The organism is Amycolatopsis mongoliensis, assembly GCF_030285665.1.
GTDB classification, from domain to species: Bacteria; Actinomycetota; Actinomycetes; order Mycobacteriales; family Pseudonocardiaceae; genus Amycolatopsis; species Amycolatopsis mongoliensis.
Window position 1 is genome coordinate 8,813,649 of the sequence record NZ_CP127295.1, and the last position, 12,307, is coordinate 8,825,955.

General features: G+C 73.1%; 15 protein-coding genes. 8 read left to right on the plus strand and 7 right to left on the minus strand.

The annotated features are described in order from the left end of the window. Positions 1-3 precede the first annotated feature (3 nt). The 3 genes from QRX60_RS42385 to QRX60_RS42395 form a co-directional block, all read right to left on the minus strand. The gene (locus tag QRX60_RS42385) at positions 4-1,578 is read right to left on the minus strand and encodes a succinic semialdehyde dehydrogenase (protein WP_285997102.1); all 1,575 of its coding nucleotides are present in this window, start codon (positions 1,576-1,578) and stop codon (positions 4-6) included. Positions 1,579-1,585: 7 nt separating this feature from the next. After that, the gene (locus QRX60_RS42390) at positions 1,586-3,208 is read right to left on the minus strand and encodes a GMC family oxidoreductase (RefSeq protein WP_285997103.1); all 1,623 of its coding nucleotides are present in this window, start codon (positions 3,206-3,208) and stop codon (positions 1,586-1,588) included. A gap of 117 nt (positions 3,209-3,325) precedes the next feature. Next, positions 3,326-3,646, minus strand: a complete 321-nt coding sequence (locus QRX60_RS42395; protein WP_285997104.1) for a hypothetical protein — start codon at positions 3,644-3,646, stop codon at positions 3,326-3,328. A 208-nt stretch (positions 3,647-3,854) separates the two neighbouring features. On the opposite strand from QRX60_RS42395, the gene QRX60_RS42400 reads away from it, so the two are divergent. After that, a complete protein-coding gene (locus QRX60_RS42400) occupies positions 3,855-4,181 on the plus strand; it encodes an SRPBCC family protein (protein WP_285997105.1) in 327 nt (108 codons plus the stop codon). A gap of 3 nt (positions 4,182-4,184) precedes the next feature. Here QRX60_RS42400 and QRX60_RS42405 read toward each other — a convergent pair whose 3' ends face one another. The 3 genes from QRX60_RS42405 to mftR all read right to left on the minus strand — a co-directional run bounded on the left by QRX60_RS42405 (position 4,185) and on the right by mftR (position 6,149). Continuing rightward, entirely contained in the window at positions 4,185-5,087 is a 903-nt protein-coding gene (locus QRX60_RS42405; protein WP_285997106.1) for a DUF1648 domain-containing protein, read from the minus strand. Beyond that, positions 5,084-5,428 carry a GntR family transcriptional regulator gene (locus QRX60_RS42410; protein ID WP_285997107.1) on the minus strand — a complete coding sequence of 115 codons (345 nt, stop codon included), beginning with the start codon at positions 5,426-5,428 and terminating at the stop codon, positions 5,084-5,086. The genes QRX60_RS42405 and QRX60_RS42410 overlap by 4 nt, the downstream gene beginning before the upstream one ends. Positions 5,429-5,507: 79 nt before the next feature. Then, a complete protein-coding gene (mftR, locus tag QRX60_RS42415) occupies positions 5,508-6,149 on the minus strand; it encodes a mycofactocin system transcriptional regulator (RefSeq protein WP_285997108.1) in 642 nt (213 codons plus the stop codon). 106 nt (positions 6,150-6,255) lie between these two features. Here mftR and mftA point away from each other — a divergent pair, with 106 nt between their 5' ends. From mftA to mftD, 7 genes are read left to right on the plus strand one after another with little or no spacing between them, the layout of a single operon-like run. Further along, positions 6,256-6,363, plus strand: coding sequence for a mycofactocin precursor MftA (gene mftA, locus QRX60_RS42420; RefSeq protein ID WP_285997109.1), 108 nt, complete (start codon positions 6,256-6,258; stop codon positions 6,361-6,363). Beyond that, positions 6,353-6,646 carry a mycofactocin biosynthesis chaperone MftB gene (gene mftB, locus QRX60_RS42425; protein ID WP_285997110.1) on the plus strand — a complete coding sequence of 98 codons (294 nt, stop codon included), beginning with the start codon at positions 6,353-6,355 and terminating at the stop codon, positions 6,644-6,646. Before mftA ends, mftB begins: the two co-directional genes overlap by 11 nt. Then, the gene (mftC, locus tag QRX60_RS42430) at positions 6,646-7,818 is read left to right on the plus strand and encodes a mycofactocin radical SAM maturase (protein WP_285997111.1); all 1,173 of its coding nucleotides are present in this window, start codon (positions 6,646-6,648) and stop codon (positions 7,816-7,818) included. Before mftB ends, mftC begins: the two co-directional genes overlap by 1 nt. Before the next feature lie 2 nt (positions 7,819-7,820). Next, positions 7,821-8,495 carry a mycofactocin biosynthesis peptidyl-dipeptidase MftE gene (gene mftE, locus QRX60_RS42435; protein WP_285997112.1) on the plus strand — a complete coding sequence of 225 codons (675 nt, stop codon included), beginning with the start codon at positions 7,821-7,823 and terminating at the stop codon, positions 8,493-8,495. Next, complete coding sequence (locus QRX60_RS42440) at positions 8,492-9,271, plus strand: mycofactocin-coupled SDR family oxidoreductase (protein ID WP_285997113.1); 780 nt, start codon at positions 8,492-8,494, stop codon at positions 9,269-9,271. Before mftE ends, QRX60_RS42440 begins: the two co-directional genes overlap by 4 nt. After that, a complete protein-coding gene (gene mftF / locus QRX60_RS42445) occupies positions 9,268-10,689 on the plus strand; it encodes a mycofactocin biosynthesis glycosyltransferase MftF (protein WP_285997114.1) in 1,422 nt (473 codons plus the stop codon). The genes QRX60_RS42440 and mftF overlap by 4 nt, the downstream gene beginning before the upstream one ends. Further along, entirely contained in the window at positions 10,686-11,876 is a 1,191-nt protein-coding gene (gene mftD, locus QRX60_RS42450; RefSeq protein WP_285997115.1) for a pre-mycofactocin synthase MftD, read from the plus strand. The genes mftF and mftD overlap by 4 nt, the downstream gene beginning before the upstream one ends. Here mftD and QRX60_RS42455 read toward each other — a convergent pair. Next, positions 11,868-12,296: a MerR family transcriptional regulator gene (locus QRX60_RS42455; protein WP_285997116.1), complete on the minus strand. Its 429-nt coding sequence runs from the start codon at positions 12,294-12,296 to the stop codon at positions 11,868-11,870. The two genes, mftD and QRX60_RS42455, sit on opposite strands and share 9 nt — an antisense overlap. Positions 12,297-12,307: the final 11 nt, after the last annotated feature.

The following is a 12,307-nucleotide window of genomic DNA, read 5'->3' on the forward strand; positions in this document are numbered from 1 at the left end:
GCACTACCGGATCCGCAGCTTTCGCATGAGCTTCAGCCCGGACAGCATGCTCTCGACGTACTTTTCGTAGCCCTGTCCGGGCCGCGGGCCCATGACCTGCTTCTTCAGCACCGCCAGGTTCTGCCCGTCGGTGTACTTGAGCAGGCCCTGGTCGCCGTGGCGGGCGCCGACCCCGGAGCTCTTCACCCCTCCGGACGGCGTCCCCTTGGCGGCGAACGCCGTCGCGAGGATGTCGTTGACGTTCACGTTGCCGGACTCCAGCCGCGCCGCGACCGCCCGCGCCGCGGCGATGTCGCGGCTCCAGACCGACGCGTTGAGGCCGTAGTCGGTGTCGTTGGCCAGCTCGACGGCTTCGTCGACCGTGCGGTACTTGTGCAGCGCGATGACGGGACCGAAGGTTTCGGTGACGCCGCAGACCATGTCCTTCGTGACGCCTTCGAGGATCGTCGGCTCGAAGAACGCGGGCCCGAGGTCGGGACGCGGCTTGCCGCCGCAGAGCACGGTCGCGCCCTTCGCGACGGCGTCGTCGACGTGCTCCTTGACGCGGCGCATGTGGTCGGGCGAGACGAGCGAACCCATGTCGGGCCCGAAGTCGTAGGCTGCCCGGACGTCCAGCGCCTTCGCGGCCGCCACGAAGGCGTCCTTGAACTCGTCGTAGCGTGACTCCGGCAGGTAGATCCGCTCGATGTGCATGCAGATCTGGCCCGTGTTGCCGAACGCGCCGAAGATCGCACCCTGTACGGCTTCGGAGATGTCGGCGTCGTCGAGGACGATCATCGGGTTCTTGCCGCCGAGTTCCAGGCAGCAGCCGATGAGGTTGCGCCCGGCCCGCTCGCCGATCACCCGCCCGGTGGCCGTGGAGCCGGTGAACATCACGTAGTCGGCCTGGTCGATGAGCGTCGGGCCGACGTCGGGACCCTCGCCGCAGACGACCTGGAACAGGCCCTTCGGCAGGCCGGCCTCCTCCAGCATCCGGATGCCGTAGAGCGGGGACAGTGCCGTCTTGTTGTCCGGCTTCAGGACCACGGCGTTGCCGGCCATCAGCGCCGGGATCGCGTCGGAAATGCCGGTGGCGAACGGGAAGTTCCACGGCGCGATGATGCCGACGACCCCCTTCGGCTGCCGGACCTCGGTCGACGACGTCAGCAGCGGCACCGGCCCGCCACGCTTGACCGGCGCCAGCAGCCTGGCGGCCCGCCGCAGGTAGTGGCTCATCACCATGGCGGGGTCGCAGGTCTCCTCGATCGCCATCCGCCGGTTCTTGCCGCTCTCGACCTGGATGAGGTCGGCGACGGCCCGCGCGCGGTCGACGAAGAGCGCGTGCGCCCGCTTGAACACCGCCAGCCGCTGCTTGAGCGGTGTGGCGGCCCACTTCCGCTGGGCCTCGCGGGCGACGGCGAACGCCTGCTCGATGTCGGCCGGGGTCGACTGCGGCAGCTCGACGAGCGCCTCGCCGGTGTAGACCTCGGTGAGCTTCCAGGTCTCGCCGGACGAACCCGGCACGCGGGCGACCAGCTGCCGCAGGAACGCGTCGGTCACCGAGGCCGGGCGGGTGAGTTCGAGCGGGGTCACGGTCATGGTCCGCTCACTTTCCCAGGACGAGCTGCGCGCCCATCTCGCCGATCATGATGGCGGGCGCGTTGGTGTTGCCGCCGGTGATCGACGGCATGATCGAGGCGTCACAGACCCGCAGGCCCTCGACGCCGCGCACCTTCAGGTCGGGGCCGACGACGGCGAGCTCGTCGACGCCCATCCGGCAGGTGCCGACGCCGTGGTAGACCGACGTCGCGCGGTTGAGGATCGCGTCGCGCAGCTCCTGGCCGCGCAGGTCCTTGCCCGGGTGGATCTCCTCCTTCACCGCGCCCTTGAACGCCTTCGACGCGAAGATCTCGCGGACCATCTCCGAACCTTCGGCGAGCACTTCGAGGTCGGCCGGATCGGAGAGGTACTGGAAGTCGATCAGCGGCGCGGCCGTGGGATCGGCCGAAGCGAGCCGCAGCGTGCCGCGGCTCTTCGGGTAGATCAGCGTCGACAGCACGGTCAGCGCGGGGCGCTTGTCGACGTCGTGGCGGATCGGCGCGTCCTGGTTGGGCGACACGTACGCCCACGGCAGGAGGTGCAGCTGGAGGTCGGGCACGGCGTCGGCCTGGGACGTCTTGAGGAACGCGACCGCCTCGAAGACCGAGTTGGCCAGGAACGTGGTGCCGGGCTTCAGCAGCTCGCGGGCCAGGCCGCGCGCGAAGTACGGTGCCGAGCCCTTGTTCTTGCTGGAGGACACGTGGAACGTCAGCGCGTGGAACATGTGGTCGTGCATGTTGTCGCCGACGGGCAGGTCGGCGAGCACGTCGATGCCGTGTTTCCCGAGGTGCTCGGCGTGGCCGATCCCGGACAGCATGAGCAGCTGGGCGGACCCGGCGAACCCGGCCGAGAGGATGACCTCCTTGCCGGCGCGGACGACGCGGCTCCCCCGGCCGTCGGCGACCTCGACGCCGACCGCACGGCCGTTGTCGAAGAGGACCTTCTTCACGAGCACTCCGGACTGGAGCTGGAGCGTCGGCGGGGCGAGGTGGTGGAGGTAGCCGCGGGAGGCGCTGTAGCGGAGGCCGTCGGCAGCGTTCTGCTGCATCCGGCTGACGCCCTCCTGGGACTCGGCGTTGTAGTCGTCGAGGATCTTGCAGCCGAGCGCGTCGGCGGTGGCGTCGACGAACTGCAGCGACCCTTCCTGCGGGTTCCTGGCGCGGGTGACCCGGATCGGCCCGCCCGCGCCGCGGAACGCGTTCTCGCCGTCCTCGAAGTCCTCCATCCGCTTGTAGGCGGCGTTGACGCTGTCGGCGTCCCAGCCGGTGTTGCCCTCGGCGGCCCAGGAGTCGAAGTTGGCGCGGTTGCCTCGGACGTAGACCATGCCGTTGATGGAGCTGGACCCGCCGACGACCTTGCCGCGCGGCACCGGCATCCGGCGATCGAGAACGTGTTTCTGCGGCACGCCGTAGTAGCCCCAGTCGAACGGCTTCTTGAGCTGGGGCACCGCGTGCATCGGGCCCACCAGCCCGGGCTTCTTGATCAGCAGCCGCTCGTCGCTCTTCCCGGCTTCGAGGACGATCACGCTGGCCCCGGACTGCGCCAGCCGCCCCGCGATCGCCGCCCCCGAGCTCCCCGACCCGACGACGACGTAGTCGGCTTCGTCGCCGCGCGGCGCCTTCTTCGCCATGTCCGCTCCTCGGTCCGGCCCGCCACAAACTATAACCTGTTCTAGTTTGCTCACGGTATAGCTTCGCCGCCTCGGAGCGCAACGGGTACGGCTGGTGTCGCGCGGCAACGCGCGACGCTAGGACGTGCCCATGGCCTTCTTGATCTCCGCGACGAGCTTGCGGACCTGCCCGGTGTCGAGGCTGTTGTAACAGAACGTGTTCATGTCCACCCGGTCACCGCCGCTGGCGGGGTTCTCCACGACCTCGGTGGAGGCGCCTTCGACGGTGAACGTCAGGCGGCCGGGGCGGGAGAAGCCGGGCTCGGAGTTGCTGATGTCCTTGATCCGGCTGACGTTGAAGGTGTGCTTGCGGTCGTTGCCGAACAAGCCGTCCTTGAGGGCCGCGCTGATGGTGACTTCCCTGCCGCTGAACCGGATCGACCGACGTCTGGCGTGCATGCTTCCTCCCCGGGAACCTCGGAAAACCGGAGGAAAACTGTAAGCAGTCACCCCATCGGGCGACAAGCAGCCAACGGACCACTTCCGGAGTCCTGCGCCGCTCCGGCGGCCGGCGCGGGCGGTTCGCCGCCGGTCAGAGTCCGTGCCTCAGCGCGTCCGCCGTCCGGGCGAGGTCCGCGCGGACCTCCCGGGCCGCCCCTTTCGACTGGTGCCGCTGGAGACTCAGCGCGTAGACGCTCCACAGCCCGGTGACCGCCGCCGCCGTGACGCGGACGACCGCGGCATCGTCCGCTGCGAAATCCTCGCGGCCGACACACCCGAACTGCTCAGCTTCAGCTGGCGCAACCAGGAAACCGACCCGCCCAGCACCGTGACCTGCCAGCTCGACGAGACGGCGACCGGGACCCGGCTCACCTACCGGCACACGGGCTTCCGCGGCGCCGGCGGGTTCTTCATGGCCCGGCTGCTGCACCGGGTCCGGCGCCGGATGCTGACCGAAGGCCTGCCCGGCGTCCTCGCCGCCGGCGACTGGTAACGGCTACGAGGCCGGCGACCGGTGCCGGGAGACGTAGTCGTTGACGAGCCCCGCGGCCGTGCGCGCGTCGTCGACGGTGACGAGGAACGTGCCCCCGGACCGAAGCCGCAGCACCAGGCCGTCCCCCGCGCGGACCACGACCGCAGTGCGGCCCGGGCGGCGCCGCCAGCCCCAGCCGCCGTACGCCAGCGGCACGACCCGGTCGGAGCCCGCTTCGGCGATCTCGTCGTAGTCCAGGGTCCGGCGTGGCCAGCCGAGCAGGCCGAGGCACACGCGTACCCCGGCCGGCCCGACGAGCACCCGCACGGTGGAGAACATCAGCGCCACGAGCGAAACCAGCAGCCCGGCCCACCACACGCCCACCCTCCCGAACACCGCGGCGACAGCGGCGGCGACCGGCGCGATGGCGAGCACGACGAAGTTGTGCGCCGTCCCGGACCAGACGGCTTCTTCGCCCGGACGGAGGCCGGCGGAGGGCGCGGTTCCCGAAAGCGCCGCCTCGGGCGGTTTCCCGGGCGCAAGCCACCAGCCCACCGCGGCCGCCACCAGGCCGGTCACGGCGATGCCGAGAGCCAGGGACCACGTCACGGGCCGGGCGCGCTCCCACGACGTCGCGTCGAGATTGGCCCACAACCCCAACGAATGCGCGGCCAGGAACACGCCGCCGAGGCCGTAGACCCCGGGCGCAGCCGACGCGTTCCGGGCCACCACCACCCACGCCACGCCCCAGAACACCGCCGCGCCCGCGGTGACCAGCCACCACGGCGCGTGGCCGTCGGGTGCCCCGCCCCACCCCCAGTGCACGGCGATGGGGTCGGGCAGCCGCGGCGCCAGGACGAGCGCCGGCACGACCATCGCGAGCAGGACCACCGCCGGGATCCCGTGCCGCGTGACGGCGGACCTCATCGAGCCTCCCTGATCATGGTGACCAACTCCTCCCGCTCGATCCCGAGCCGCCGCGCCTCGTCGACCAGCGCCCGGATCCGGTGGTGCAGCCCGGCCCGGTCCGGCCCCGCGGCCACGGTCACCCCGCGCCCGCGCCGCATGACGACCAGGCCCTCGTCCGCGAGCTGGGCGTAGGCGCGCAGCACGGTGTGCATGTTGACGCCGAGGGACGCGCCCAGCTCGCGAGCGGCCGGCAGCCGCTCACCGACGGCGACCTCCCCCGCCGCGAGCGCGCGCCGCAGTCCTGCGGCGATCTTCTCGTGCAGCGGGGAGGTGTCCCGGTCGTCCAGTCGCAGTAGCATTGTTCTACAGATGCTAGAACAAGCCAGCGCTCACCGCCAGCGGCGGTGCCCGACGGGACCGCGCGTCGTCCGAGACCGTTCAGCCCGGCAGCGGGTCCGGCTCCATCCCCAGCACGTCATCGGTGAGCCCGGCCGCGAGCGCCCGCAGCGCCGCGTCCAGATACACCGTCAGGTCGGCGTCGGCACGGGCGGACCAGCGGTCGTAGGCCGCGCGGCAGGCCGCGAGCACCGCGCGCCCCACCACCAGCGGGTACAGCGAGTCCTCCGGCTGCCCGGAGCGGCGGGCGACGAACGCGCTCACCGCGCGCTCCCACGCGTCGTAGTGGACCGCCGCGCTGGCGACGAGGTCCGGCACGGTGCTCAGCAAGGTCATCCGCCGGCGCAGCTCCGGCACGTCGTCGGCGCGGTAGTGGTTGGCCTCGAGCACCGCGCGGCGCACCGCCTCCAGCACCGGCAGGTCCGCCGGCATCTCGGCGAGCAGGGCCCGGATCGTCTCGACCTCGGTGTCGAACTCGTTCCAGAGCACGTCGGCCTTGGCGTCGTAGTAGCGGAAGAACGTCCGCCTGCTGACGCCGGCCGCGGCGGCGATCTGGTCGACGGTCGTCTCGTGGAAGCCCTGCTCGCCGAACAGCCGCAGCGCGGCGACCTCGAGTTCCCGGGCGCTGGTGCCCGGCGGGCGCCCCCGGCGGTTCGCGGGCCGGGCGAGCACGTCATCGGTCATCCGGGTGCCGTTCCCTCCAGAGCCTTGATTATCGACACGGGGTGACACTACTCTCCGCTCTATTCGACACTCAGTGTCGAAAATCATCACTGCCGAAGGAGCCAGGATGACCGAGCACCCCACCACCACCGAACCCGCCGCGACCGACGAGGTCCTCACGGAGGAGCTCCTGGTCGAAGAGGTCTCCATCGACGGCATGTGCGGTGTCTACTGAGGACTCGCCGGCGGGTTTCGACCTGGACGGCGCGTGGCGCCTCGACGACCGGGTCTCGATCCGGCCCGAGCGGTTCGGCGCCCTGCTGTACCACTTCGGCACCCGCCGGCTTTCCTTCCTGAAGAACCCGACACTCCTGGACGTCGTCCGCGGCCTCGCCCGGCACCCGGACGCGCGGGCGGCCTGCGCCGAAGCCGGCGTCGGCGCCGGGGAGCTGCCGAGGTACCGCGCGGCGCTGGCCGCACTGGCCGAGTCGCGCATGATCCAGCCGAGGAGTCTCTGATGTCCCTTGTGGACGAATTCCAGTACGGGCTCGACGCGCCCATCTGCCTCACCTGGGAACTGACCTACGCCTGCAACCTTTCCTGCGTGCACTGCCTGTCCTCCTCAGGACGGCGGGACCCGCGCGAGCTCAGCACCGCCGAGTGCAAGGCGCTGATCGACGAGTTCGAGCGCATGCAGGTCTTCTACGTCAACATCGGCGGCGGCGAACCCACCGTCCGCCCCGACTTCTGGGAGCTCGTCGACTACGCCACCGAGCACCACGTCGGGGTCAAGTTCTCCACCAACGGCATCAAGATCACCCCCCACGTGGCGCGGCGCCTGGCCGGCAGCGACTACGTCGACGTCCAGATCTCCCTCGACGGCGCCACCGCCGAGGTCAACGACCACGTCCGCGGCCCCGGCTCCTACGACACCGCGATCCGCGCGATGGGCAACCTCGCCGACGCCGGCTTCGAGAACTTCAAGATCTCCGTGGTGATGACGCGCCACAACGTCGGCCAGCTCGACGAGTTCCAGGCCATCGCCGACCGCTACGGCGCCCAGCTGCGGATCACCCGGCTGCGCCCGTCCGGCCGCGGCGCCGACACCTGGGACGAGCTGCACCCGACCGCCGCCCAGCAGCGCGAGCTCTACGACTGGCTGGTCGCCCACGGCGAGAACGTGCTGACCGGCGACTCGTTCTTCCACCTCGCCGGCTACGGCGACGGCGGGCTGCCGGGGCTGAACCTGTGCGGCGCCGGGCGGGTGGTGTGCCTGGTCGACCCGGTCGGCGACGTCTACGCGTGCCCGTTCGCCATCCACGACACCTTCCTCGCCGGCAATGTCCGCGGCGGTGGCGGATTCACCAGTGTGTGGCGGGAATCCGAGCTGTTCACGTCGTTGCGGAGCCCGCAGAGCGGCGGCGCCTGCACGTCGTGTTCGGCGTTCGACGCCTGCCGCGGCGGGTGCATGGCGGCGAAGTTCTTCACCGGCCTGCCGCTGGACGGCCCGGACCCGGAGTGCGTACGCGGCCACGGCGAGCTCGCGTTGGCCGGGGTTGCGGCGGGGAGCGTCCCGAAGCCGTCGCTGGACCACTCCCACCGGCGGCGCCCGGTCCCGGTCACCATCGGGATGCGCCGCCCGCCGGAGCGGGCCTGCGACGAGAACCCCCTCGCCGGGTTCGGGCGCTGATCGTGCGGCTCGCGGACCTGTCCTGGCCGGACGTCGCCGAGCGCGCGGCGGCCGGCGCGGTCCTGGCCGTGCCGGTGGGCGCGACCGAGCAGCACGGCCCGCACCTGCCGCTGTCGACCGACACCGACATCGCGCTCGCGCTGTGCGACCGGCTTTCGGACGAGCGGCCGGACGTCCTGGTGGCGCCGGCCGTGGCCTTCGGCTCCAGCGGCGAGCACGCCGGGTTCGCCGGGACGCTTTCGATCGGCCAGGCCGCCACCGAGCTGCTGCTGGTCGAGCTGGGCCGGTCCGCGGCGGAGACGTTCACGCGGCTGCTGTTCGTCTCCGCGCACGGCGGCAACGCGGCGCCGGTCGCCCGGGCCGTCGCGCGGCTGCGGGCGGAGTCCCGGGACGTCGAGGTGTTCCAGCCGCACTGGGACGGTGACCCGCACGCCGGACGACCGGAAACCGCGCTGCAGCTGGCCTTGCGGCCGAACGCGGTGCGGATGGACCGGGCCGTCGCGGGGGACCGCAGGCCGCTGGGCGAGGTGCTGCCGCTGCTGCTGAACGGCGGGGTGCGGGCGGTGAGCCGGACGGGCGTGCTCGGCGACCCGACCACTGCGACGGCTCGGGAAGGAAAAACGTTGCTGGACGAGCTGACCGCCCGGCTGGTGTCCCATGTGGACGGCTGGGCATGACCCCGCGGACCGCGCTCGTCACCGGCGCCGCCCGCGGGATCGGGGCCGCGACCGTGCGGCACCTGACGGGCCGGGGTTACGCCGTGCTCGCGGTCGACGTCGCGGCCGACGACCCCGCGCTGCCGTATGCGCTGGGGAACAAGGCCGAGCTGGCCGCCGTCGCCTCGCAGACCGGCGCCGAGGCGTTCGTCGCCGACGTCCGGGACCCCGCGGCGCTGGCGGCCGCCGTGGCCGAAGCCGAACGGCGGTGGGGCGGGCTCGACGTCGCCGTCGCGGCCGCGGGGGTCATCGCCGGCGGCGTGCCGTTGTGGGAGGTCCCGCCGGAGCAGGAGGACGCGGTGCTCGACGTCGACCTGCGCGGCGTGCTCAACCTCGCCCGGGTGGCGATTCCGGCGCTGCTGCGCCGTCCGCGGCCGCGCTCGGGGCGGTTCCTCGCGGTCGCCTCCGCTGCCGCGACCCGCGGGCTGCCGATGCTCGCGGCCTACTGCGCGGCGAAGGCGGGCGTGGCCGGTCTCGTCCGCGCGCTGGGCGCCGAACTGGGCGGCACCGGCGTCACCGCCAACGCCGTCAGCCCGGGCTCCACCGACACGCCGATCCTCGCCGAAAGCGCCCGGCTGTACGGCCTTCCCGGCGCGGAGGACTTCGCGGCGCAGCAGCCGGTCGCGCGGTTGCTGGAGCCGGCCGAGATCGCGCGGGTCCTGGCGTTCCTCGCGGACCCGGACAGCGGCGCGACGACCGGCGCGGTGGTGCCGGTGGACGGAGGGCTGGCCCTGTGACCGCTCCCCTGCCCGCCGGTTTCCGGGTGACGCTCGACCCGGACACCAAGCAGCTGCGCGAGGACCTCTGGTTCGGCGGCTCGCCGGCCCGCGTGCTCCGCCTCACCGCGGCCGGGCGCCGAGCCTGGCGGGAACTCGCCGACGGTCCGGTCACCTCCCCGGCCGCCGGCGCGCTCGCCCGGCGGCTCACCGACGCGGGCTTCGCCCACCCCGTGCCGCCCGGACCGGCCGCGCCCGCGGACCTCACCGTGGTCGTCCCGGTCCTCGACCGGCCCGGGCCGCTGGCCCGCTGCCTGGCCTCGCTCGACGGCCGGCACCCCGTGCTCGTCGTCGACGACGGGTCCGCGGATCCGGCCGCGGTCGCCGCGGTGGCCGCCGCCCACGGGGCGAAACTGGTGCGCCGGGACGTCAACGGCGGACCCGGTGCCGCGCGGAACACCGCGCTGGAGCACGTCTCCACCGAGCTGGTGGCCTTTGTGGACAGTGACTGCGTCGCCGACGGCGACTGGGCCGACCGGCTCGCGGCGCACTTCGCCGACCCCCTGCTCGCCGCGGTCGCGCCGCGCGTGCGCGCCCTGGCGCCGGACACCGCGGCCGGCCGGTACACGCGGGCCGCGAGCAGCCTCGACCTGGGCGACCGGCCCGCGCGCGTCGCGCCCCGCACCCGCATGTCCTACGTCCCGACCGCCGCACTGGTCGCCCGCCGGGCCGCGCTGACCGCCGTCGGCGCGTTCGACCCGGAGCTGCGGGTCGGCGAGGACGTCGACCTGGTCTGGCGGCTGCACGCCGCGGGCCACCGCGTCCGGTACGAGCCGGACGTCCACGTCGGCCACCGGGAACCGGCGACCTGGCGCGAACTCCTCGGACGGCGCGTGCGGTACGGCACCTCCGCCGCCCCGCTCGCGAAGCGCCATCCGGGGAACCTCGCCCCGCTCGTCCTGCATCCGTGGCCGGCCCTGACCGTCGCCGCGTTGCTCGCCCGCCGGCCCCTGCTCGCGTCCGCCGGCTTCGGCGGCGCCGTCCTGGCCATGCTGAAGACGTTGCGCGCCCACGACATCCCGGCCGAGGGCGTGGTCCGCGCGATGGGCACCGCCGTGCACCAGACCTGGCTCGGCGCCGGCCGCTACGGGACGCAGTTCGCCGCGCCGGTCCTCGCCGCGCTCCTGGTGCCCCGCGGGTGGGGACGGCGCGCCGCGGTCGCGTCGCTGCTGCTCGGCCCGCCGCTGACCCGATGGCTCTCCGAACGGCCCGGCGTGGACCCCGTCCGCTACACCGCCGGCGCCCTCGCCGACGACATCGCCTACGGCACCGGCGTGTGGGCCGGCTGCCTGACCCACCGGACCGCCGCGCCGGTGCTGCCCGAGATCGCCTGGCGCCCGTTGCGCGTCGACAGCAAGGAAAAGCGAGGCTCCGCATGAGCGCCACCTGGTTCGAATCCGTCGCCGAAGCCCAGCGGCGCGCGAAGAAGCGCCTGCCCGCGTCCGTCTACTCGGCCCTGATCGCCGGCTCCGAGAAGGGGTTGACGCTCAAGGACAACCTCGACGCGTTCGACGAGCTGACCTTCGCCCCGCGCACCGCCGGGCTGTCCGGCGAACGCGCGCTAGCCACCACCGTGCTCGGCCGCGAGATCGCGCTGCCGGTGCTGATCTCCCCCACCGGCGTGCAGGCGGTGCACCCGGACGGCGAGGTCGCCGTCGCCCGGGCCGCCGCCGCGCGCGGCACCGCGATCGGCCTGAGCTCCTTCGCCAGCAAGCCGATCGAAGAGGTCGCCGCCGCCAACCCGGCCACGTTCTTCCAGGTCTACTGGACAGGCAGCCGCGACGACATCCTCGCCCGGCTGGACCGCGCCCGGCGCGCCGGGGCCGCCGGGCTCATCCTCACGCTCGACTGGTCGTTCTCCCACAGCCGCGACTGGGGCAGCCCGCACATCCCCGAGAAGCTCACCTTCCGCGAGCTGCTGCGGTTCGCGCCCGAAGGCCTGGCCCGCCCGCGGTGGCTGCTGGACTACGCGCGTACCCGCCGCCTGCCCGACCTCGGCGTGCCGAACATGGCCGAGCCCGGGTCGCCCATTCCGACGTTCTTCGGGGCGTACGGGCAGTGGATGCAGACGCCGCCGCCGTCGTGGGACGACGTGGCCTGGCTGCGCTCGCAGTGGGACGGGCCGTTCCTCCTCAAGGGCGTCATCCGCGTCGACGAGGCCCGGCGCGCGGTCGACGCGGGGGTCAGCGCGATCTCCGTGTCGAACCACGGCGGCAACAACCTCGACGGCACCCCCGCGACGATCCGGGCGCTCCCGGCGATCGCCGATGCCGTCGGCGGTCAGGTGGAAGTCCTGCTCGACGGCGGCATCCGGCGCGGCAGCGACGTCGTCAAGGCACTCGCCCTCGGCGCCCGGGCCGTCCTCATCGGCCGCGCGTACCTCTGGGGCCTCGCCGCGAACGGCCAGGCGGGCGTCGAGAACGTCCTCGACGTGCTGCGGACCGGCATCGACTCGACCCTGCTGGCGCTCGGCCACCGCAGCGTCCACGACCTGAGCCGTGACGACGTCCGGATCCCGGAGACGTTCACCCGCGCCCTGGGTGCCGGTACCCGCAGCTCAGTGTGAGTGGGCTTCTTCCAGTGTCGCCCCGGCCAGGCGCGCGGCGACGCCGCGGCGGAAGTTCGGGCAGTCGTGGACGTCCTCGTGCGGGCAGTCCAGGCCGTGCGCGATCGCCGTGCGGGCGGCTTGGGCGCGGGCGATCCGGGCGTCCAGTTCGGCGAGCTTGCGCTGCTGCAGTTCGCGCCAGGCCGGGGCGGCGGACGTGCGCAGCGCGATCAGCGTCTTGAGTTCGCGGACGGTGAACCCGACGTCGCGCAGGATCAGGATCTCCCCCACCAGCGTGACAGCCGAAGGCGGGTAGCGCCGCCGGCCGGCGACCCGCTCGGGCGCGGACAACAGGCCCTGATCCTCCCAGTACCGCAGCGCGGAGGTGGCCACGCCGGTGCGGCGGGCCAGCTCGCCGATCGTCAGCTGCTCCTCGGGCATTTGACTTCGAG

Bases quoted from the DNA above. Each gene is read 5' to 3' on its own strand.
- mftD (WP_285997115.1), top strand. From the start codon at position 10,686: ATGAGCGCCACCTGGTTCGAATCCGTCGCCGAAGCCCAGCGGCGCGCG.
- QRX60_RS42395 (WP_285997104.1), bottom strand. From the start codon at position 3,646: ATGCACGCCAGACGTCGGTCGATCCGGTTCAGCGGCAGGGAAGTCACC.
- mftA (WP_285997109.1), top strand. From the start codon at position 6,256: ATGACCGAGCACCCCACCACCACCGAACCCGCCGCGACCGACGAGGTC.
- QRX60_RS42405 (WP_285997106.1), bottom strand. From the start codon at position 5,087: ATGAGGTCCGCCGTCACGCGGCACGGGATCCCGGCGGTGGTCCTGCTC.
- QRX60_RS42390 (WP_285997103.1), bottom strand. From the start codon at position 3,208: ATGGCGAAGAAGGCGCCGCGCGGCGACGAAGCCGACTACGTCGTCGTC.
- mftC (WP_285997111.1), top strand. From the start codon at position 6,646: ATGTCCCTTGTGGACGAATTCCAGTACGGGCTCGACGCGCCCATCTGC.
- QRX60_RS42440 (WP_285997113.1), top strand. From the start codon at position 8,492: ATGACCCCGCGGACCGCGCTCGTCACCGGCGCCGCCCGCGGGATCGGG.
- QRX60_RS42410 (WP_285997107.1), bottom strand. From the start codon at position 5,428: ATGCTACTGCGACTGGACGACCGGGACACCTCCCCGCTGCACGAGAAG.
- QRX60_RS42385 (WP_285997102.1), bottom strand. From the start codon at position 1,578: ATGACCGTGACCCCGCTCGAACTCACCCGCCCGGCCTCGGTGACCGAC.
- mftR (WP_285997108.1), bottom strand. From the start codon at position 6,149: ATGACCGATGACGTGCTCGCCCGGCCCGCGAACCGCCGGGGGCGCCCG.
- QRX60_RS42455 (WP_285997116.1), bottom strand. From the start codon at position 12,296: ATGCCCGAGGAGCAGCTGACGATCGGCGAGCTGGCCCGCCGCACCGGC.